20 protein-coding genes are annotated in these 21,362 nt (G+C 38.5%); 16 read left to right on the top strand and 4 right to left on the bottom strand.

The window, feature by feature from the left end; genetic code table 11:
• Positions 1–162: 162 nt before the first annotated feature.
• From DYI03_RS09490 to DYI03_RS09455, 8 genes are all read left to right on the top strand, one after another.
• On the top strand, positions 163–2,034 hold the full coding sequence (locus DYI03_RS09490; protein WP_021668599.1) for a phosphoethanolamine transferase: 1,872 nt from the start codon (positions 163–165) through the stop codon (positions 2,032–2,034).
• Positions 2,031–3,173: an acyltransferase family protein gene (locus tag DYI03_RS09485; protein WP_021668598.1), complete on the top strand. Its 1,143-nt coding sequence runs from the start codon at positions 2,031–2,033 to the stop codon at positions 3,171–3,173. Before DYI03_RS09490 ends, DYI03_RS09485 begins: the two co-directional genes overlap by 4 nt.
• The gene (locus DYI03_RS09480) at positions 3,170–4,207 is read left to right on the top strand and encodes an acyltransferase family protein (RefSeq protein ID WP_021668597.1); all 1,038 of its coding nucleotides are present in this window, start codon (positions 3,170–3,172) and stop codon (positions 4,205–4,207) included. The genes DYI03_RS09485 and DYI03_RS09480 overlap by 4 nt, the downstream gene beginning before the upstream one ends.
• The gene (locus DYI03_RS09475; protein WP_021668596.1) at positions 4,204–5,082 is read left to right on the top strand and encodes a decaprenyl-phosphate phosphoribosyltransferase; all 879 of its coding nucleotides are present in this window, start codon (positions 4,204–4,206) and stop codon (positions 5,080–5,082) included. The genes DYI03_RS09480 and DYI03_RS09475 overlap by 4 nt, the downstream gene beginning before the upstream one ends.
• 2 nt (positions 5,083–5,084) lie before the next feature.
• The gene (locus tag DYI03_RS09470; protein ID WP_021668595.1) at positions 5,085–6,047 is read left to right on the top strand and encodes an HAD-IB family phosphatase; all 963 of its coding nucleotides are present in this window, start codon (positions 5,085–5,087) and stop codon (positions 6,045–6,047) included.
• A gap of 152 nt (positions 6,048–6,199) precedes the next feature.
• Entirely contained in the window at positions 6,200–7,489 is a 1,290-nt protein-coding gene (locus tag DYI03_RS09465; RefSeq protein ID WP_051263421.1) for a DUF6080 domain-containing protein, read from the top strand.
• A complete protein-coding gene (locus tag DYI03_RS09460) occupies positions 7,486–8,922 on the top strand; it encodes a DUF6080 domain-containing protein (RefSeq protein ID WP_021668593.1) in 1,437 nt (478 codons plus the stop codon). Before DYI03_RS09465 ends, DYI03_RS09460 begins: the two co-directional genes overlap by 4 nt.
• 11 nt (positions 8,923–8,933) lie before the next feature.
• Positions 8,934–9,893: a glycosyltransferase gene (locus tag DYI03_RS09455; protein WP_021668592.1), complete on the top strand. Its 960-nt coding sequence runs from the start codon at positions 8,934–8,936 to the stop codon at positions 9,891–9,893.
• A gap of 13 nt (positions 9,894–9,906) precedes the next feature.
• On the opposite strand, the gene DYI03_RS09450 is transcribed toward DYI03_RS09455, so the two are convergent.
• The 4 genes from DYI03_RS09450 to DYI03_RS09435 are packed head-to-tail and all read right to left on the bottom strand — an operon-like array spanning position 9,907 to position 13,468.
• Positions 9,907–11,352 carry a lipopolysaccharide biosynthesis protein gene (locus DYI03_RS09450; protein ID WP_021668591.1) on the bottom strand — a complete coding sequence of 482 codons (1,446 nt, stop codon included), beginning with the start codon at positions 11,350–11,352 and terminating at the stop codon, positions 9,907–9,909.
• 48 nt (positions 11,353–11,400) lie between these two features.
• Complete coding sequence (gene nadD / locus DYI03_RS09445; RefSeq protein ID WP_004356959.1) at positions 11,401–12,000, bottom strand: nicotinate (nicotinamide) nucleotide adenylyltransferase; 600 nt, start codon at positions 11,998–12,000, stop codon at positions 11,401–11,403.
• Between the two features lie 6 nt (positions 12,001–12,006).
• Positions 12,007–12,579 (bottom strand): guanylate kinase, encoded by a 573-nt coding sequence (gene gmk / locus DYI03_RS09440; protein WP_021668590.1) that lies wholly within the window; start codon positions 12,577–12,579, stop codon positions 12,007–12,009.
• A 10-nt stretch (positions 12,580–12,589) separates the two neighbouring features.
• A complete protein-coding gene (locus DYI03_RS09435; protein WP_025064473.1) occupies positions 12,590–13,468 on the bottom strand; it encodes a YicC/YloC family endoribonuclease in 879 nt (292 codons plus the stop codon).
• Positions 13,469–13,891: 423 nt separating this feature from the next.
• Here DYI03_RS09435 and tsaB point away from each other — a divergent pair, with 423 nt between their 5' ends.
• The 8 genes from tsaB (at position 13,892) to DYI03_RS09395 (ending at position 21,362) form a co-directional block, all read left to right on the top strand.
• Positions 13,892–14,584 carry a tRNA (adenosine(37)-N6)-threonylcarbamoyltransferase complex dimerization subunit type 1 TsaB gene (gene tsaB / locus DYI03_RS09430; protein WP_004356691.1) on the top strand — a complete coding sequence of 231 codons (693 nt, stop codon included), beginning with the start codon at positions 13,892–13,894 and terminating at the stop codon, positions 14,582–14,584.
• A gap of 59 nt (positions 14,585–14,643) precedes the next feature.
• Complete coding sequence (locus DYI03_RS09425; RefSeq protein ID WP_021668588.1) at positions 14,644–15,246, top strand: DUF4290 domain-containing protein; 603 nt, start codon at positions 14,644–14,646, stop codon at positions 15,244–15,246.
• A 5-nt stretch (positions 15,247–15,251) separates the two neighbouring features.
• Positions 15,252–16,565: a UDP-N-acetylglucosamine 1-carboxyvinyltransferase gene (murA, locus tag DYI03_RS09420; RefSeq protein WP_004356836.1), complete on the top strand. Its 1,314-nt coding sequence runs from the start codon at positions 15,252–15,254 to the stop codon at positions 16,563–16,565.
• A 9-nt stretch (positions 16,566–16,574) separates the two neighbouring features.
• Positions 16,575–17,096 (top strand): ribosome maturation factor RimM, encoded by a 522-nt coding sequence (gene rimM / locus DYI03_RS09415; RefSeq protein ID WP_004356690.1) that lies wholly within the window; start codon positions 16,575–16,577, stop codon positions 17,094–17,096.
• 9 nt (positions 17,097–17,105) lie between these two features.
• A complete protein-coding gene (locus DYI03_RS09410; protein WP_021668587.1) occupies positions 17,106–18,266 on the top strand; it encodes a 1-deoxy-D-xylulose-5-phosphate reductoisomerase in 1,161 nt (386 codons plus the stop codon).
• Between the two features lie 88 nt (positions 18,267–18,354).
• Entirely contained in the window at positions 18,355–19,755 is a 1,401-nt protein-coding gene (rseP, locus tag DYI03_RS09405) for an RIP metalloprotease RseP (protein ID WP_021668586.1), read from the top strand.
• Between the two features lie 7 nt (positions 19,756–19,762).
• Positions 19,763–20,596, top strand: a complete 834-nt coding sequence (locus DYI03_RS09400) for a LicD family protein (protein ID WP_021668585.1) — start codon at positions 19,763–19,765, stop codon at positions 20,594–20,596.
• Between the two features lie 46 nt (positions 20,597–20,642).
• Positions 20,643–21,362 (top strand): IspD/TarI family cytidylyltransferase, encoded by a 720-nt coding sequence (locus tag DYI03_RS09395; protein WP_004356711.1) that lies wholly within the window; start codon positions 20,643–20,645, stop codon positions 21,360–21,362.

Genomic DNA, 21,362 nt, shown 5'->3' with positions numbered 1-21,362 from the left:
TAATATATTGAATACCAATTATGTATAATGAATGTGGATTCGTCGCCATACCCAATTTGTTTTTGTGAAAATTTAGAAGAAATTTTGCTATTACCTATTTATATATAGATTTTTTTGATTTATCTTTTTTTTGCAGTACCTTTGTCGCAAATTTAGAGAAAGATGAGTTTAAAGGCGATAAGCAAAGTGTTTGAGAAAGTAAGTTACCCGATATGGAGCAATTTTACTTTCTTCTTTTTCATGTATCTGCTTGGTATTTTGGTTTCTTACGAGGAACTTCCTGCCAACCGAGATAATGTTGCTGTTTATAGTAATTTATGGTTTGAACTCTTCTTAGATGTGTACTTCGTCTGCTTGTTGCTTACTATTATTCCCAGAAAAGCAAGGCATTGGATAGCGTTTTTTTTCGCATTTCTGGCGTATGTAGTGAGTCTTGCCGACTTGTTTTGTTGGGTGAAATTTCAATCTACGCTCAATCCTTCGATGTTGCTATTGGCTGCCGAAACCAATAGTCGAGAGGCTGGTGAATTTCTGAGTAATTATTTGAATGCCGATATTCTTACTTCGAGCGTTTGCTTGGTGCTTTTATTAGTGCTTTTTCATGTGTTAGTAGTTGTCTTTCAGCTATATAACAAACGAAATCAGGTAATTAAGGTTTCGAATTTATGGAAGTTTAAAACTATCGGAGTTCCATTGAGCGGTGTTGTTGTGGCGGTATTATTGGTTTGGTCGGCATGTGCGTCTTATCATAACAAGCGTGAAATGTGTCAAATGTTTGGCATGCAGTCTATTGGAGATGTAGAGCATGAACTTACAACTGCCGAATGTGCCGATTTTTACCTGCCTACTTATCGCCTTGCATTTAGTATTTTTGCCAACGAATTGGCAGCCCAACAAGTTGATAGGCTGATTGAGGCAAAAGACCATGCAATGGTGGATAGTTGTTCGTTTGATGCTAAAAATATCGTGTTAATTGTTGGGGAAAGTATGGGACGTCACCATTCGCAGCAGTATGGTTACTTTATGGAGACCACGCCACGACAGGTTGCATTAGAAAAACAAGGGTTGTTGGTGCCATTCTCCGATGTTGTTGCGCCTTGGAACCTAACCAGTTTTGTGTTTAAAAACTTTTTCTCAATGCACGTCGTTGGGCAAAAAGGCGAGTGGTGCGACTATCCGCTCTTCCCACAATTATTCCGCAAAGCTGGCTATCATGTGTCATTCATAACCAATCAATTCTTGTCGAAAGCCAAAGAAGCGGTTTATGATTTTAGCGGAGGTTTTTTCTTGAATCACCCAGAGTTGTCTGAATCAATGTTTGATACCCGTAATACTCGTTTGTTTGCTTATGATGCAGGACTTTTGAATGATTATGACAATCATTTGAAATCTGAAAACAAAGAACATAACTTGATAATTTTTCATCTTATGGGTTCTCATGTTTCCTACAATCGTCGTTATCCTGCCGACAGAAAACATTTCAAGGCAAAAGATTACGCCGAGAAGCGTGCCGATTTATCCAAACAACGCCATTTTATGTTGGCCCATTACGACAATTCTATCTTGTATAACGATTCTATTGTCGACCAAATTGTAAAACGTTTTGCCGATGAAGAGGCTGTCGTAATCTATATGCCCGACCATGGCGAGGAATGTTACGAAGGAAATCGAGGCTTCATTTGTAGAAACCACTCGGCACAAATAGATTACGACTTGGCACACTATGAGTTTGAAGTCCCATTTTGGATATATTGTTCGCCAAAATATATCGCCAAACATCAAGATACTTTTGCACAGATAAAAGCCGTAAAAGATAAGCGGTTTATGACTGATGCGCTGCCACATTTGTTGTTGCATTTGGCTGGAATCAAGGCAAAAGATTATCATGCAGAATACGATATATTGAGTCCGCAGTACAATGAGATGCGCCCACGAATCTTGAAAAATACAACCAACTATGATGATTTGGTTGAGCAACACAAACGAAAAACGGTAAAACGTTACAATAATAGCGAAAATAAAAAGCAAAAATGAAAACAGAAATGCAGCAAACCATATCGGGGAATAAGGTAGATAAAACGCTCAGTAGAACCGAATGTCGCATTTTGCGCGGCTTGGCAATCGCAGGGATTGTGCTCCACAATTACTGTCATTGGCTTCGTCATGTGGTGCAAGAGAATGAATATCAATTCAATCAACACAATGTTGATTGGTTTAATCGTGTGATGGCACATCACTTTGACCATTATACCCTCTTGCATTTGCTTTCTTATTTTGGGCATTACGGGGTTCCTGTATTTCTTTTCTTATCAGCTTACGGTTTAGTTATAAAATATGAAGTGAAGATTCCACAAGAAATGGCTGTCAATCCCAGCTATAAGGAACCATCAATATTTAGCTTTTTTCGCTACCATTTCCTTAAATTGTTTCGCATGATGATTGTGGGCTTTTCTTGTTTTGTGCTTGTTGATGCCATCACACCTGGACCACATCGTTATCAAGTGTTGGATATTATAGGACAAATGGGACTCTTTAACAATCTTTTGCCCAATCCTGACGACATCATTTGGCCTGGACCTTATTGGTTCTTTGGTTTGATGATGCAACTTTATATTGTCTATCGTTTGTTTTTGTACAAGAAAAATTGGACGTGGGTAGTGGCATTTATTGCGATTTGTACCGTTTTCGAGTTATTATGCGACCCAAATGGCGAAACAATTAATCGCTTGCGATATAACTTTGTAGGCGGCATGTTGCCATTCGGGTTAGGTTTGCTTTACGCAAAATATATGCGAAATTTGCATATATCAGCCTTTTATCTTATCTTTGTAATATCGTTCTTTGGAGTTTGGTACGGTGATAATTATTATTTTACATGGCTTTTCGTTCCGATGTTTATCTGCTCTTTGGTCGTAAGCTTTGTGAAAATTATCATGTCATGGAACAGTAAAAACCCAGAATTGAAACTCGGTGTTGCAAATAAATCGGAATGGTTGGGTGGACTTTCAGCAGCAATGTTTATTTCTCACCCAATTACTCGTAAAATCATTATACCAATTTCAAAGTCGGGCGACCTTTATACAGGATTGCTACTCTATGTCATTACGTCAATTTGCGTAGCGTGGCTTTTCAAAGAATTTATGAAACAAGTGCCTTCACCTAAATTAAAATGAAGCTAAAGAATATAGAACTTGAAAATATAAGCCGCTTTCGTGGTGAATTAATGGGATTGGCAATTATTTTTGTCATACTCTTCCATGTGGGCTTATCACGCACCGATACTTTCTTTGGACTACGAAGAATAGGCAATATTGGCGTTGATATCTTCTTTTTTCTTAGTGGAATAGGGCTGTGGTATTCGTGGACAAAGATGCCAAATGCGATGAAATTTTTGAAAAAGCGCATACTTCGCATTTATCCTGCATGGCTTTTTGTAGCAATGTTGTATTATATTCCTGATACCATTTGTCCACAATGGGTAAATCATGGTGGGCATTCTGCAAATTTAATCGATTTAATCGGTGATATAACAATTAATTGGGACTTTTGGTTGAATGGTGAATTAACCTTTTGGTACATACCTGCCACGATGATGCTTTACTTGGTTACACCTGCTTATTTGCGATTAATCATAAAGCACCCTGTGTATCGTTGGTTGCCCGTAATGATGATTTCATGGTGCGTTATGGTGGAATATGTCATTCCTTTTCGCCAATCTTTGTGGCATTTAGAAATCTTTTGGAGCCGTGTTCCTATTTATTTTATAGGATTAAACTTTGGAGTATTGGTGAAAGAAAAGAGAATGATAGATGCAAATTCACTCGGTTTAATCGGCTTTTCATTCGTAGCTTTACTTTCAACATGTGTCTATTTGGAGCAGCAACGACACGGAATGTTTCCACTTTTCTTGGAGCGTATGCTTTACATTCCGCTGACAATAACGAGTATCATACTTATTTGTGTTGCATTAGATAGAATACCTCAAGCTGTGAATAAGGCACTTGTTTTTATTGGTGGCATAAGTTTGGAACTTTATTTACTGCACAATCACTTCGTTTTAATCTATATTGAACGATTGGGTTGGAGCTATTGGGCTAAGTTTTTTGCCACATTCATCATTGTTTTACCCTTTGCTTGGTTGCTGCACAAAGGCACCGATAAGGTAGCAAGCTATCTGGAACATAAAATGAAAGGAGAAGAAAAATGAAAGAACTCATCACTTTGATTCGCCCCTATCAATGGATTAAGAGCTTGGTAGTGCTGTTCCCAATCTTTTTTGGAGGCGCTTTAGGACATTTCGATGCCTTATCCGAAGGTTTTATAACGGTGCTTTCCTTTTCGTTTGCATCATCTTCTATCTATTGTTTGAACGATATTATGGATGTGAATGATGACCGCAGACACCCTAAAAAGTGTAGTCGTCCCTTGGCATCGGGGGCAATTAGTATCAGTCAAGGCTATTTTCTGATAATTGCAATGCTTGCCCTTTCAATTTTATCTTTATCGTTTCTCCCTGAACGCCGTAATGAAACAGGAGCAATCATAGGGTTTTATTGGCTGCTAAATGTGGCTTATTGCCTTGCCTTAAAGCAGCATGCCATTATTGACGTATGTATCGTAGCGTTCGGTTTTGTGCTTAGAATCCTTGCAGGAGGTATGGCTACCGATATAAAATTGAGTAAATGGATTGTATTAATGACGTTTTTGCTCATGCTTTTTCTTTCGTTTGCCAAGCGCAGAGATGATGTTTTGCGCATGAATGAAACGGGAGAAGCGCCTCGAAAGAATACCTATCGTTACAACTTAACATTTATAAATCAAGCGATAACGATTACTGCCAGCGTTACATTGGTTTGTTATATCATGTATACGATGAGTCCTGAAACGATAGCAAACTTTCATACAGAGAATCTTTACCTTACGAGTATTTTTGTTTTATTGGGACTTTTGCGCTATATCCAGTTGGCTGTTGTTGATAAAAAGAGTGGCGACCCGACGAAAGTTCTACTCCATGACCGCTTCATTCAGCTTATTGTATTAGGTTTTGGCTTAACTTTCCTCATCATAATTTATTTCTTGTAACAATGAAAGTATATGCATTTGATTTTGATGGAACGCTGACGAAGAAGGATACTTTCCTCGCTTTTATCGAATATGCGAAAGGGTACGGAAAAACTTTTTGGGGATTTTTCTTGTTTTCGCCTATCCTTATTTTGATGAAATTAAGACTTTTTCCCAATTGGAAAGCAAAGCAAATGGTATTTTCATGGTTCTTTAAGGGCATGAATATTAATGAATTTAATCAAATTTGCCACGAGTTTGCCGATAGAAATCAGTGCATTATACGAACAAGAGGCTGGGACACTATTCGAAAAGCATTGGCTAATGGCGAACAAGTCATTATCATTACTGCGAGTATAGAGAATTGGGTGAAGCCTTTTTTCAAGGAATTTGGTAATCAAATTAAGGTGGAAGGCACTAAAATAGATGTTAGAATAAACCAAATTACGGGGCAGTTCCTAACTCAAAATTGCTATGGTGTTGAAAAAACGAAACGCCTTAAAGAAGTGTTCCCTTATCGTCAAGCCTATGAACTAATTGCTTTTGGTGATAGTAATGGCGATAGATATTTATTAAATGAAGCCGATGAAAGTCATTATAAACCTTTTCGTAATGAAAAGACCGATAAAATCGGAGAAATTATACGATTTGGAATAGTCGGTGTAGCAGCTACAGCTATTCAATATGGGCTTTATTTGTTGCTATTAAAGTGGCTACAGCCACAAATTTCTAACACGATAGGGTATGCCATTAGTTTTGTTTTTAACTACATTGCATCTACAAAATTTACCTTTAAAGTGAAGTCTACGGCAAAGAAGGGAGCGGGCTTTGCCTTCTCGCACCTCATAAATTATGTTTTACAAACGGTTTTTCTTACGCTTTTTTTGTGGTTAGGGTTGCCTAAAAATATCGCATTAATTCCAGTTTTTTGTATTTGCGTACCTATAAACTTTCTATTGGTGCGCTTGTTTCTCAAGAAAAAATAAGAATGAAATAAGAACTTGTGAAGCAAAGAGTTATATTCTTTGTTTGGAAGTTATCTTTTTATTGTGTAACTTTGCAATTCGTTAATCAAAGAAGATAATCTGTGTTTGGTGTATTTGCAATAAAAAAAGAAGAAAGGCTCTTAGCATTTGCAATGCTATTTGTGTTCATAGTTTATAGCGCATTGCTTATAAGTGGTCATTTTGGCGTTTATACGATGGGAGCGAAAGGTGGCTTTTATTCGTTATTCACCAAAAATTTCCGCATGTCGGGCTATGATAATTGGTCTTGGATTACCATTTCTGGTATGCGCGTACACTTCGAAACTATTCGCCACCCTCTTTTTTTAACGCTGCTATATCCTTTCTATTGGCTCAATCATTGGCTCATTGAGGCGGTGGGAGTAAACTTTGCGGTTTTCTTTATGGCATTGATTATTCTATTTTCCGACTTCTATGCCGTTGTTTTTTCTTATCGAATTTTCCGTGAGGTATTAGATATGAAGGTTAAAGATGCTAATCTTTTAACACTCTTATTATTTTCTTTCGGTCATATTTTATTGCCAACTATGGTGCCAGACCACTTTGCAATTTCCCTAATGCTTTTGCTTTTAACGCTTTATTTGGTTGGGAAACGGCAAAAGGAAGGTCGGTTGCTCGCTGTTTGGGAAAACTTTTTACTTGTCTTTTTCACTGCAGGAATGGCAACTTCCAATGTTGTTAAAACTTTCTTAGCAGGACTTTTTACCAATGGGAAACATTTCTTTTCATGGAAAAATCTTATAATTGGTATTGCATTACCCTTGTTATTGCTTTTGGGAATACAACAATTACAGTACCAAGCCATAGAAATTCCGCAAAAAGAAGTTACGAAAAAAATTCTAAAGAATAAGAAAGAGAAAGACCCAAAGAAACTCATTGCACATCAAAAAGCACGCAGTCAGTGGTTACGTTCGCATACAGGAATGGCTGCAAGTAGTGAGGGAATTGGAAAATTAATGGATGTAACAACATCAAGACAAAAAACGTTGGTAGAAAATTTCTTTGGCGAACCCATTCAATTACATCAAGAATATTTATTGAAAGATGTATCTTGGGATCGCCCAATCTTTGTAAATTATAGTTGGATAGCTAATTATGTGATAGAAGGAATAATCGTTCTTTTGTTCCTTGGTGGTATGTTGGTTGGTTGGAGATACAAGTTTATGCGCATGCTTTTCCTTTGGTTTATGTGCGATTTCACTCTCCATGTTATTATGGGATTTGCCATAAACGAGGTTTATATCATGACTGCTGGGTGGGCTTTCATCATTCCTATTTCCATAGCTTATCTGTTACGAGGCTTATCAGAAACTCCTCGTCAATGGTTACGCGTATTTTTAGTAGCCTTAACGGGTTGGCTTTGGATTTATAATGGAGGACAAATCATTTATTATTTGATATGAAATCAGTAGCGAGGTTCTTGGTATTACGCAGAGAAGAGCGTCTTCCTGTTGCTTTTTTTCTACTTTGGCAACTCGTTTTACAAGCCCTTGCCCTTGTAAATTATATCCCATTATTCCTTCAACCTTGTACTTCTTACTATAAACTTTTTGTCAATAACTATCATTTATCGGGCTTTGACCCACTTACTTATTTGGTTATTTCCGATTGGGACTTAGTTTATGATGTTAATAGACACCCGCTATTAGCACTTTTTTATTACCCTTTCGCCTTGCTAAATCAAGGACTGATGAGTGTATCAGGTGTTAATTTTGCCGTATTCATCGTAACTTTCGTGCTGCTTTTCTTTACAGTTTATGGCTTTGTTTTAATGCTTCGTATTCAACGAGACTTACTGAATTTGCCAATTTACGATGCTGTTCTACTCTCCTTTTTACTCTATTCTTTTGCCCATATTCTTATTGCAAGTGTTGCACCAGACCACTTTATTTTGTCACTCTTCATGCTTTTGCTTACCTTATATATCGCTGGGAAGCAGCTAAAAGGAAATAAAAAATTATCGAATAGGCAAACTATTTTATTGTTTATCTTTACTGCTGGCATTTCGTTAAACAATGGTTTGAAGGTCTTGGTAGCTAGTTTGTTTACTCGTGGACGACATTTTTTCAAACCCAAACATCTTTTTCCAATCATCATTTTGCCTGCTTTCTTGATGGTTGGTATAGGTGAGGGACAACATTATCTATTCGTTTCCAAGAAGATAGAAACTGCAAAAATGAAAAAACGTAAGGTGGTCAGAGCCGAACGTGATAGTTTATTTGAAGCTTTTAAGGATACAACAGCGATAAAAGACAGTGCTAAGCAAGTTGCAGCCTTCGGAAAATTGTGGAAAAAACATAGGAAAGAAATTCGTAAAGCTGAGCTTAAACAGCCTGCAAAGGCTCATGCTGGCAAACCAATGAGTAGTAAACGTTTCTTGAATTGGACAGATGTTTCGACCTCTCGCACTAAAACTGTGATAGAAAACCTATTTGGTGAATCTATACAACTTCATCAAAAGCACACGTTGGAAGATGTTATGCGCACTCGCCCTGTGATAGTTTCTTACGATAATATTGTAAATTATGTTGTTGAAGGCATTCTTTTTTTGCTTTTTATAACAGGAATATGGATAGGAAGGCGTAATAAGTTTTTACAAATGGGGCTTGCTTTTGCTGCATTAGATATGCTTTTGCACGTTGGGTTGGGCTTTGGTATCAATGAAGTCTATATCATGACAGCTCATTGGATATACATCATTCCTTTGTCAATGGCAGTTTTACTTTGTCGCAGTGTAGGAAAAACACGGAAAATTCTCCGCCTGTCCTATTTCATTCTCACTATTTTCCTTATCGTTTATAATACTTCGCTTTTCGTTAAGTATTTGGATTTATAAATAAAGCAATTATGGCAGCAAAGGTTTCCATCGTTTTGTGTACTTACAATGGTGCAAAATATATCAAGGAACAATTGGATAGTATTCTCAGTCAAACTTATCCTTTGTACGAGATTATTGTTCAAGACGATGATTCAATCGATGAAACCGTTGAAATCCTTAATGAATATGCTACTAAAAATCCTTTGATTAAGGTTTATAAGAATGAATCTGGACATGGTGTAAATGGTAATTTCCTCTCAGCAATGCAACGTGCCACAGGTGATTTTGTTGCTATTTCAGACCAAGATGATATATGGGAACCCACCAAAATTGAGCAACAAGTACATGCCATTGGCAATAAAATGCTTTGTAGTGGTTTTTCTCGCCCTTTTTCCGATGACGGTTCGTTTGCTTATTTCGACAAAAGGCACCGCAACACCCATCTTCTTCGCATGCTGTTTCTTTGCTTGCCAGGACACACGCTGCTGTTTCGCCGTGAGTTAATAGACATGTTGCCTCCCTTGCAGCACCCAATTTTCACACATTCCATGTACGATGCAGCCTTATGTATTATTGCTTCTGCCCAGGAAAGTATTGTTTTTATTGATGAAATTCTTGTGAATTTTCGTCGCCATGCCGATGCTACCACTTATTCAGACTATCATAAAAGTTTGCCTTCTTGGCATAATGCAATCAACAATCTTTGGTGGGGTGCCACCCATTTTGGGGCAACTCGCAAGAAAGCACGCCTCCTTTTCAACTCAAAATTAGAACTTTTGCGTTATATAAAGGTAGCAAGCAAAGTTGCAAAGACGGCAGAGCGTGTCATGGAATTGGAACTAAAAAAAGGAGTTTTGCCCTTCCTTGAATTGCAATATCTATTCGCAAAGAATTACAAACATTTATTTCATACCGAAGGCAGTGGAGTTTTGCGCTTGATAAGAGCTTTGCTTTATCCTATTATGCAACTGCACATGTATGCCGATTAGAGTCTTTTGACCTTTATTTTCGCCTCTTTTTGAGCAAAAAACTTACGCATTCATCGAGCATTTTCGATTTTAGTAGCTTCATAACAATGAAGTAGAGTAGTGCAGCCAATAGAATGCGAACCACCAAGAGTAAATACAGGTTTGTAATGGTCATGGTGGCATAGTAAATGGCAGTCATTACGATTAAAGAAACCGCTATGTAAGGCACAATATCAAGTAGCACACTCCACAAACGGATACCGATTTCACGATTTGCAAAGTATTGCCACACGAAGAGCCAAAGTACAGTTGCCATAGTGTAAGCACTTACCATGAAAATCATTCCTTTGCTGTGGCATAATAAAACCAAAAGAAGTTGTACGCCAATGAGCGTTGTTGTACACCAAAGATATATGTTTGATTTTCCCCGACTTATCATTAAGTTTTGGTACATCGTGTAAAAAGGCAAGAAAGCCCCGCTAATACAAAGTATGCGAAGCAATGGAATGCTATTTGCCCATTTATCAGAAATCAACACGATGATAAATTCATGTGCCACCATACCCAATCCAAACATCGCAGGGAACGCTAAAAAGGCGGTGAAACGGAGCATTTTCCGAAATACTTGAACCTGTCTATCACGTTCTGAATTGACCTCTACTAAAATAGGTTGAGCCACTTGCGAGATTGTTCCCGACACCATTGTGCTTGCCATGGTATCCCATTTGAATGCTTGCGAGAAGTTTCCCACAGCATTAGCCGAATAAAGGCGGCCAAAAATGAAGGTTAAAAGGTTTTGACTTACTGTATTTATAACGGAAGTAATGAGGATTTTGTTGCTGAACGAAAACATTTTGCGCACTGGGGCAAAGTCTATTTTTAACGAAGGACGCCATGGGATAAGGAAAAAGCGACCTAAACTTGTCAATGTAATGTAAATCATCTGTTGCCAAGCCAAGCTCCAATAGGCGTAATCATTGAGTGCTAAAAGAATTCCCACAATACCTGAGATGATTAAAGACGATATTCTGAGTATTGTTGTTGCCTTTACCAACATATTTTTAAATAGGTAAGCCGTTGGTGCAGTGCCAATTGCGGAGAATAAAAGCGAAGCAAATAAAAATCGTGATAGATTGATTAATTCTTCATGATGAAAGAAGTTTGCAATGAATGGGGCTGCAAAAAATAATACAATGTAGGAACACCAGCTCACAATGGTGCTGAACCAAAACACAGAATTGTAGTCGTTGTCAGTAGGTTTTTCAAGGTTTGCCAATGCAGAAGTGAATCCACTTTCTTGCAAAGCTGCTGCAATAGCAGTAAAAACTGCCAACATTCCGACCAATCCATAGTCTGCTGTGGATAAGATTCGAGCCAAGAAAATTCCGATGAGAACGTTTAAAAGTTGCATTGTACCATTGTTCAATGCACCCCAAAACAATCCTTTTGCTGTTTTTTCTTTTAGCGTTTGCTCTGCCATATTTTGTTTTTTTGATGTTACAAAAATACGTTTTTATTTTTCAATAATTTATTTTTGGTGTAGAATAGTTAGCTCTTTATAGTATTTTACCACATCTTCCTTGATGCAATCGGGTACTAATCTTTCAATCGTTTTGTCTTTTTCAACTCTTTGTCTTACTTCTGTGCTACTAATATTGATAAGTGGAACATTGAGGAAAGAAACATTTTTAGGAGGATTAGTAGTGCTATTTTTCTCGATTTCATCGTTATTTCTTGGATAAATAACAATCTGATAGCTTGCTAAAATGTCCTCAGCATGATACCATCTGTTGAAGGATTTCCAGTTGTCGCCCCCTATTAACAAGGTGAAATCATGGGAAGAGAAATCTTTAGATAGGTTTTTTAGCGTGTTCCAAGTATAGGAAGGTTTGGGCAAATGAAACTCATAGTCGCACGCAACCATTTGTTTTTTATTTTCTAAAGCTTTTGCAACCAATTCTAAACGCAGGTTGTCGTCTAATAGTTTGTCGTTGATTTTGAATGGATTTTGCGGTGAAACCATGAACCAAACCTCATCTAAACGAGCTTGCCGAAGAAACTCTTCGGCAAGTCTTATGTGTCCATTGTGAATAGGGTTGAACGAACCACCATAAATTCCAATCTTCATTTTGTATCAAGATTCTATAAACTGTTTGACGATTTCGTAGGTATCTTCCTGTGCCTTTCGTAAATCGTCGTTCACAATAATATGGTCGAACTTATCGGCAAATGTAAGTTCATATTCAGCCTTTGCTATTCTGTTTTCAATTGCTTCCGCAGAATCGGTTTGGCGACCTACTAATCGTCTTTTTAATTCTTCGATTGATGGTGGCTGAATAAAGAAACTCAATGCTTTTTCACCATAAAATTTCTTGATATTGCAACCTCCTTTTACATCAACATCGAAGATAACATTTTGTCCTTTAGCTGCTTGGGTCTCCACTTGCGCCTTCAATGTGCCATAAAAGCGGTCGGTATAAACCTCTTCATATTCGAGAAAATCATTATTGTTGATTTTCTTTTTAAATTCGTCGGGTGATAAAAAGATGTATTCAACGCCATCTTTTTCGGTTCCGCGTGGCGCTCTTGTGGTACAGCTAATGGAGAAAGCCAAGTTTAATTCAGGGTGTTCTTTCATCAACCATTGCACAATTGTGCTTTTGCCTGCTCCCGAAGGTGCTGAAAAGATGATAAGTTTTCCTTGCATTGATTTTATTTTAGAGTGCGTTTAGCACCTGTTCTTTAATTTGTTCCAACTCGTCTTTCATCATGACTACGATGTTTTGCATCTCGGCTTGATTACTTTTCGACCCTGTTGTGTTGATTTCGCGCCCCATTTCTTGTGCAATGAATCCCAATTTCTTTCCTACGCCGTGTCCTTCCTCCTTCATTGTTTCACGGAAGTAGTTCAAGTGATTGGTCAAACGTTGGCGTTCCTCACTTATATCAAGTTTCTCAATGTAGTAAATGAGTTCTTGTTCCAATCTATTTTTGTCGTAATCGACTTTTGCAATTTGTTCTAATCCCTCAATAATTCTTTCCTTTATCTTTGGCACACGGCTTTCTTCAAATGGCTCAATGCTTTTAAGTAGTTGCTCAATGTTATCAATCTTTTCGTTAAACTTACGTTCCAATGCTGCTCCTTCTTGCTTTCTGAATTGGAAATGATGTTCAATGGCTTCTTCAATCGCCTTTTTTGCAGCTTCCCATTCTTCATCGTCCAACACTTCAACTTCCGTTTTTGTTGTTACGTCAGGTAAGCGTAAGAGCGTGGTATACCAATCCATAGGTTCTGGAATACCCGTTTGGGCTGAAATTTGCTTGATTTGATTGTAATAATTTTCTACGAGTTCTGCGTTGATAGGTGTAGCGTCTAATGCTGCATCTTTCTCTACCCATAGTGAAAAATCAACTTTTCCACGCTCCAAAGTCTTTGAAATGGTTTGTCTTATTTCCATTTCTTTTTCACGATAGAGTGGGGCAATGCGTGTAGAAAGGTCAAGGTTTTTGCTGTTGAGCGACTTTATCTCAACATTTATCTTTTTTTCTTTGTAGGTTACTACCGCTTTGCCGTAACCAGTCATTGATAGTATCATGTTCAATACGTTTAATTTATGCAAAAGTACAAAAAAGAGATGAAAGCACCAAAAAACGACTTTAAAAACGTTTTTTTGCTGCTTTTGAATCGTAAGAAACAGTGAAAATTGTTCTAAAATCCTGTATCTTTTAACTTATTGAATATCAAGCTGATATATGGAGTGTATTCTTTTGCGTGAAAAAAGAGCCTATTTTGAGCTTCAAAACCTATTGTTTTGCACTTCGAAATAGTAGGTTTTAAATGATGAATTAGCCGTATTGGTCAATTTTTCCTTATTCCATTTTCTTCTCACTACTGCCGTTTATGGCATTTAAATCGTAATGGTTTAAAGTTATTTGTATATAATAAGGAATAGAAATTAAAAATTTAGTGTTATCTTTGCAACTTATTAAAGATTAAAACGAATAACGAAGGTAAGAATATGTCGTGTATATTAAATATAGAAACGAGTACCAATGTTTGCTCAGTAGCTTTGAGCGAAGATGGTGCTTGTATATTTTCGCAGGAAGACCATAGCGGTCCTAACCATGGAGAGCGTCTTGGTACGTTTGTCGATGAAGCCCTATCGTTTGCCGATAGTCATGCCATTCCTGTCGATGCAGTAGCCGTTAGCAGCGGTCCTGGTTCTTATACAGGTTTGCGCATTGGTACTTCTATGGCGAAAGGTATTTGCTATGGTACAGATATAAAACTCATTGCTGTGCCAACCCTTGAATTGCTTTGTGTTCCCGTGTTGCTTCATCATGAAGAAATAGAGGAAAACGCATTGTTAGTACCTATGCTTGATGCACGCAGAATGGAAGTTTATGCACAAGTTTTCGACCGTGCTTTACACGAAATTCGCCCTATTCAAGCCGATATAGTAGACGAAAATACATATAAAAAATACTTAGATGAACGTCCTGTTTACTTCTTTGGCAATGGTGCAGAGAAGTGTATGGAAATTATTAATCACCCTAATGCGCATTTAATCAAGGGTATAGAACCTTTGGCAAAGAATATGTTGCCGTTGGCAGAGAAGCGTATGGCAATGGAAAAGTATGAAGATGTAGCTTATTTTGTACCCATGTATTTAAAAGACTTTGTAGCAAAAGCAGCTAAACCATTGCTGTAAATAGGGCGAAGAAACGAAAAGAAACAATAGAAAATATAAAATAGAAAATAAATAGCCGAATGAATATAGACGGACTGGATTACAATACACAACGCGAAAAACTATTATTGCCAGAATATGGTCGTGAAATTCAAGATATGGTAAACCATTGTAAGGCTCTCACCGATAAGGACGAGCGCCAGCAATGTGCCGAAACCATAGTTTCTATTATGGATAGAATGAATCCACAGAATAGAGAAACACCCGACCATGCGCAGAAGTTATGGGACCATTTGGCGATTATGGCGAATTTTGAGTTGGATATAGACTATCCATACGATGTGTCGCAGGCATTGAGAATAGCAGCAAAACCAGAGCCTATGACCTATCCCATGTCAAAAAACCCTGTGCGCCATTATGGAAAAATGATGTTCGACCTCTTCGAACAGCTCAAGACTATGGAAGAAGGCAAGGAGAAAGACGCATTGATAGGCGTAGTTGCCAATCAGATGAAGCGTTGTTTGATGCAATTTGGGCATGGTTCTTCCGACGATGAGAAGGTGGCTTCCGACTTGGCACGCTATACTGACGGAGCAGTACAGTTGGATTTGGATACGTTCAAGTTTGATAAAATTTCTGCAAAAGATTTGCAACCTGTACGCAATAACAAAAAGAAACGATAAAAGATATGGAGTGTTTTGTCATTGAAGGCGGACACCGTCTGTCAGGAACCATTACACCGCAAGGCGCAAAAAACGAGGCTTTGCAGGTCATTAGTGCAACATTGCTGACCACAGAAAAGGTCGTAATTGATAATATTCCAAATATCCTTGATGTAAATAATCTTATAAAATTACTCAAGGATATAGGGGTGAAGGTTGAAAAACTAAGCGATAATAAATATTCTTTCCATGCCAATGAAGTCAATTTAGACTATTTGGAAAGCACTCAGTTTGTAGAAAAATGTTCTTCTTTGCGAGGCAGTGTCTTACTTTATGGTCCTTTGTTGGGCAGATTTGGTAAGACAACAATTGCCAAACCTGGTGGCGATAAGATAGGTCGCCGCCGATTAGATACCCATTTCCTTGGTTTCAAAAACCTTGGTGCGCGTTTCATGCACAATGAGGAACGTAATGTTTACGAATTGAAAGCCGATAAACTCGTTGGAACCTATATGCTTTTAGACGAAGCATCGGTAACGGGTACTGCCAATATCGTTATGGCAGCCGTATTGGCAGAAGGAATCACTACGATTTACAATGCCGCTTGCGAACCTTACATACAGCAACTTTGCTCTATGCTTAACCTCATGGGAGCTAAAATTAGTGGTATTGGAAGTAATTTGCTTACCATAGAAGGAGTGAAAAAACTCAATGGAGCCAACCACCGCATTCTTCCAGATATGATTGAGGTGGGTTCGTTTATTGGAATGGCAGCTATGATAGGCGATGGCATCAGAATTAAAGATGTGTCGGTGAAAAATATCGGTATCATTCCTGATACTTTCCGCCGCCTCGGTGTGCAAATCGTGGAAGAAGGCGACGACCTTTTTATTCCACGACAAGAACATTATGTCATTGATTCCTTTATTGATGGAACGATAATGACCATTGCTGATGCACCATGGCCAGGTGTTACACCCGACCTTATCTCCGTTCTTCTTGTTGTAGCCACACAGGCTCAAGGTAGCGTTTTGTTCCATCAAAAGATGTTTGAAAGCCGTTTGTTCTTCGTAGATAAACTCATTGATATGGGAGCGCAAATCATTTTGTGCGACCCACACCGCGCTGTGGTTGTTGGACACGACCACAATCTCACATTAAGAGCAGGCAGAATGTCGAGTCCAGATATTCGTGCTGGTATCGCTTTGCTTATTGCTGCAATGACAGCAAGGGGAACAAGTCGCATCGATAATATCTCTCAAATCGACCGTGGTTACGAAAATATCGAGGCAAGACTTAATGCACTTGGTGCAAATATTAAGCGTGTAGATGTTTGTTAAGGAGAAATAATGATACGACAAGAGGACGTTTATAAAATAGGAGTATTGGGAAAACCACACGGAGTAAAGGGAGAAATTCAATTTCGCTTTACCGATGATGTGTTCGATCAATGCGATTCCGATTATTTAATACTCGATATGGAGGGCATTCTTGTGCCTTTCTTCATGGAAGAATATCGCTTTCGTTCTGACGAGGTGGCATTGATGAAGTTCTGTGATATAGATTCTGAACAACGTGCAAGGGAGTTTACAGGCATAGAGGTCTATTTCCCACGTGCCATTGCAGAAGAAAATAAGGAAGATTTGTCATGGGCTCAAATCATAGGCTTTACGCTATTGGATAGTAAAACACAAAAGGTTGTGGGTGAAATTATGTCAGTTGATGAAACAACAATCAATCTTTTATTTGATGTTAAAACCCAAAATGGCGAAGAAATTCTTATCCCTGCCAATGAAGAATTGATTACAAACGTTGATGCAGAGCAACGAAACATTGAAGTAGATATACCCAACGGCCTCTTAGAACTATAATTGATAAAAATGAAACAACAAATATGTATTCTTGGTTCAACAGGAAGCATCGGCACACAAGCACTCGATGTTGTTGAGCAACATGCTGATTTGTATGAGGTTTATGCCCTTACAGCCAATAATCGTTGGCAAGAATTGGCAGCACAAGCACGCAAATTCCAACCTGCGGCGGTGGTAATCGCCAATGAAAGCCATTATAAGGAACTGACAGAGGCTCTTTCCGACCAACCCAATATAAAGATTTATGCAGGCAAAGAGGCTTTAAACCAAATCGTTGAGGCTGAACCTATCAACATGGTCTTAACGGCTATGGTGGGTTTTTCAGGACTTGAACCTACGATTCACGCCATTCAAGCACGCAAAAAAATATGTTTGGCAAACAAGGAAACTCTTGTTGTGGCTGGCGAATTGATTTGCAAGTTGGCAGCAGAGTATCATACGCCGATTTTACCTGTGGATAGCGAGCATAGTGCTATATTCCAAAGTTTAGTAGGAGAGGATTATGACAAGATAGAAAAAATACTTTTGACGTGTTCGGGAGGTCCATTCCGCTTGTTCGATGCAGATAGATTAAAGTCGGTAACGGCAGCCGATGCACTCAAACACCCTACTTGGGACATGGGCGCAAAGATTACTATCGACTCTGCTTCCTTAATGAACAAAGGTTTTGAGGTAATAGAAGCAAAGTGGTTGTTTGGTGTTCCAGCCGAAAAAATACAAGTTTTGGTTCACCCACAATCTATCATTCATAGTGCCGTACAGTTTGTGGACGGTGGCGTAAAGGCACAATTGGGCGTTCCCGATATGCGTTTGCCTATTCAATATGCTTTCTCTTACCCTGATAGACTTACATTGAGTGGCGACCGCTTAGACTTGTTCAAGCAACCATTAGAGTTTTTTGAACCTGATATGGAGAAATTTCGCTGCTTAAAAATGGCTTATCAAGCCATAGAAAAAGGTGGTAATGTGCCTTGTATTCTCAATGCTGCCAACGAAATTGTGAACGAAGGATTCCGCAAAGGTGAATGTTCGTTCCTTCGAATGGGCGAAATTATTGAAGAAACGATGCAGAAAGTGAGCTTTGATGCTACTGCTTCGCTCGATGTTTATTTGCAAACCGATGCTGAGGCACGCAAGATTGCGAGTGAATTGATGAGGGTTAGACGTTAGAAATTGAGAGATTAGACGTTAGAATTTAGTTCTTAGACGTTAGAAAATTAGAAAATAGAAAATTAAAATAACGATTATAAAATAATTAATGGAAACAGTTCTTATACGATTGCTTCAATTTATCATGGCAATCTCGCTGCTTGTCCTTCTTCATGAGGGAGGACACATGTTCTTCGCAAAGCTATTTGGTGTTCGTGTGGAGAAGTTTTTTGTATTCTTCGACGTAGCCATTGGCAAATGGAATGGTATGCTTTTCAAATGGAAGCCTAAGAATGACGATACAACATACGGAATAGGGTGGTTGCCACTCGGTGGTTATTGTAAAATCTCGGGCATGATTGACGAGAGTTTCGACACTGCACAAATGGCAAAAGACCCTGAACCATGGGAATTTAGAGTGAAACCAGCTTGGCAACGCTTGCTCATCATGATTGGTGGTGTGCTGGTTAATTTTGTTTTGGCACTCTTTATTTATTCCATGATAATGTTTACATGGGGTGAAACCTACTTTAAAGTGTCAGACATGAGCATGGGTATGCAGTTTAACGAGCAAGCAAAAGCCCTCGGCTTCAAGGATAAAGATGTAATGTTAGGCACAAATGAAGGCGCATTCCGTGAATATGCCAACGTGAATGGTGATTTCTTCCGCCAAATAGCCCAATCAAAGTACGTTGAAGTGTTGCGTGATGGAAAGAAAACACGCATTGAAATGCCTGGCGATATTGATATGCTTTCAATGATAAAAGACCGCCCACTCTTTGCAGAACCTTATATTCCAGCTCGCATCGATAGTATTTTGGGCGATTCTCCAGCTAAGAAAGTGGGTTTAAAAGCAGGCGATTTGCTGAAATCTATCAATGGTAAGCCTGTTGAAACATGGGCAGATATGAATTATCAGATGGCAGTTTTAAGCGATGTGGCTGCTGTCAAGACCACCCATAAAGACTCAATGAAACTCCGCAACGTAATACTTACCGTGCAACGTAGTGGTACAAACAAGTTGGATACTATCAAAATGCAACTCAATCCTGAACTTAAAATGGGCGTAGCACAGAGTACTTTGCTTTCTTACTATAAGCCAACGAAAGAAAGTTACTCGTTCTTTGAAAGTTTCCCAGCAGGTATTAAGTATGGAGTAAACATTCTTCGTGGTTATGTTGGCAACTTTAAGTATCTTGCTTCAGCCGATGGCGCAAAGAGTTTAGGCGGATTTGGTTCTATTGGTAAGATGTTCCCACCTTATTGGGATTGGTACATGTTCTGGAATATGACCGCTTTCTTGAGCATTATCCTTGCTTTCATGAATATTCTTCCTATCCCTGCACTCGATGGTGGACACGTTATGTTCTTACTTTACGAGATGATAACACGTCGCAAACCATCTGAAAAATTCATGATTCGTGCCGAATATGTGGGCATAACCATATTGATTTTGCTCATGATAGTCGCCAATTTGAATGACGTTTTGCGTTGGATTGGTATAATATAATAAGGTAATGCAAAAGCAATTTAACACAGGCGAAACGCAAGAAACGCTCCGTCAGGAATACAATCCTGACGGTTCTGTGCTTCGTCGTGCCCAACTGCGCATGTTGGATATGGCTATTTATCTGCAAGAAACAGCTAAGAAAATTGGCGTTTCTTGTAGACTTGATGGCGGAAATGTGTTAGGAGCAATGCGCCATGGAGGCTTTATTCCTTGGGACGATGACATAGATATGGTTGTCAGTCAAAAAGAATTTAAAACTTTTTGCGATTATCTTAAAGCCCACCCACACCCCGATTATATCTTGCAAGACAATTCCACCGATGCTGGTTTCTATAAAGAATGGGCTTGTTTGCGAGATTTACGAACAGAAAATAGAAGCCATGACGATGCCGATAGTGAAGATAGACGAATGCACGAGGCACAAAAGTATCGTGGTTTGCATATAGACATCTTTCCATACGAAGGAAATATGATTCCTTGGTTGCAGCATTTGGCAGCAAAACTTTCGGTGAATTTGAATCTAAAATGTGCTGGAAAATATCCTTTCATAGCACAATTGGGATATGATATTTTGCATTATGCTGTTTTTCCTACCTTTAGAATCATTGGTAAACTTTTTGGAAATCCTAATTTGTATATGCATTCTTACGGCGCATGGTTCTATGAACAGAATCCCAAAAGTATCATGATACCCCATAAAGATATTGTTTTTGAGGGCTATACCTTTGAAGGTCCTGCCGATGCAGAAGAACTTTGTCGCATAGCTTATGGTGATTTTATGAAACTTCCTCCTCGTGATAAACGTGATAGGCACAAAATAGATGTGAAGTTCTTTGATTAGATAGTCTTTTTACATAATTACGAATAAATTTTAAAGTGTTCAAAATATGAATGTAGTTGTAATCTTTGCTGGTGGTTCAGGGCTTCGTATGCATACCAAGTCCAGACCGAAACAATTTCTCGATTTAAACGGGAAACCAATTATTATCTATACGCTTGAACTCTTTGACAATCACCCCATGATTGATGCCATTGTCGTTTCATGCATTGAAGATTGGATACCTTTCTTAGAGAAAATGTTGCGTAAATTCGAAATCAATAAGGTGGTAAAGATAGTTCCTGGTGGAAAAACAGGACAAGATTCTATCTATAATGGGCTTTGTGCCGCCGAAAATTATGCGAAAGGCGAGAATGCCGTTGTGCTTATTCATGATGGTGTTCGTCCATTGATAACAGAAGACACGATAACCGATAATATAAATAAGGTGAAAGAATGCTCTAATTGTATTACTTGTGTCCCTGCTACCGAAACGTTTATTGTCAAACAAAAAGATGATAGCCTTGAAATACCTTCTCGGGAAAATTCGTTGATAGCACGTGCGCCACAAAGTTTTTATCTTTCCGATATTCTTTCGGCTCATCGCAAGGCTATCAAAGAGAACCGCCATGATTTTATAGACTCGTGTACCATGATGAGTTATTATGGTTACAAGTTAGGCACCATTATCGGACCTATGGAAAATATAAAGATAACCACTCCCGCAGACTTCTTTGTTCTCCGTGCAATGGTAAAAGTGCATGAAGACCAACAAATATTTGGATTATAG

It is taken from the genome of Prevotella disiens (genome assembly GCF_900454955.1).
Lineage (GTDB): Bacteria > Bacteroidota > Bacteroidia > Bacteroidales > Bacteroidaceae > Prevotella > Prevotella disiens.
This window is presented reverse-complemented; position numbering and strand designations above follow the sequence as displayed.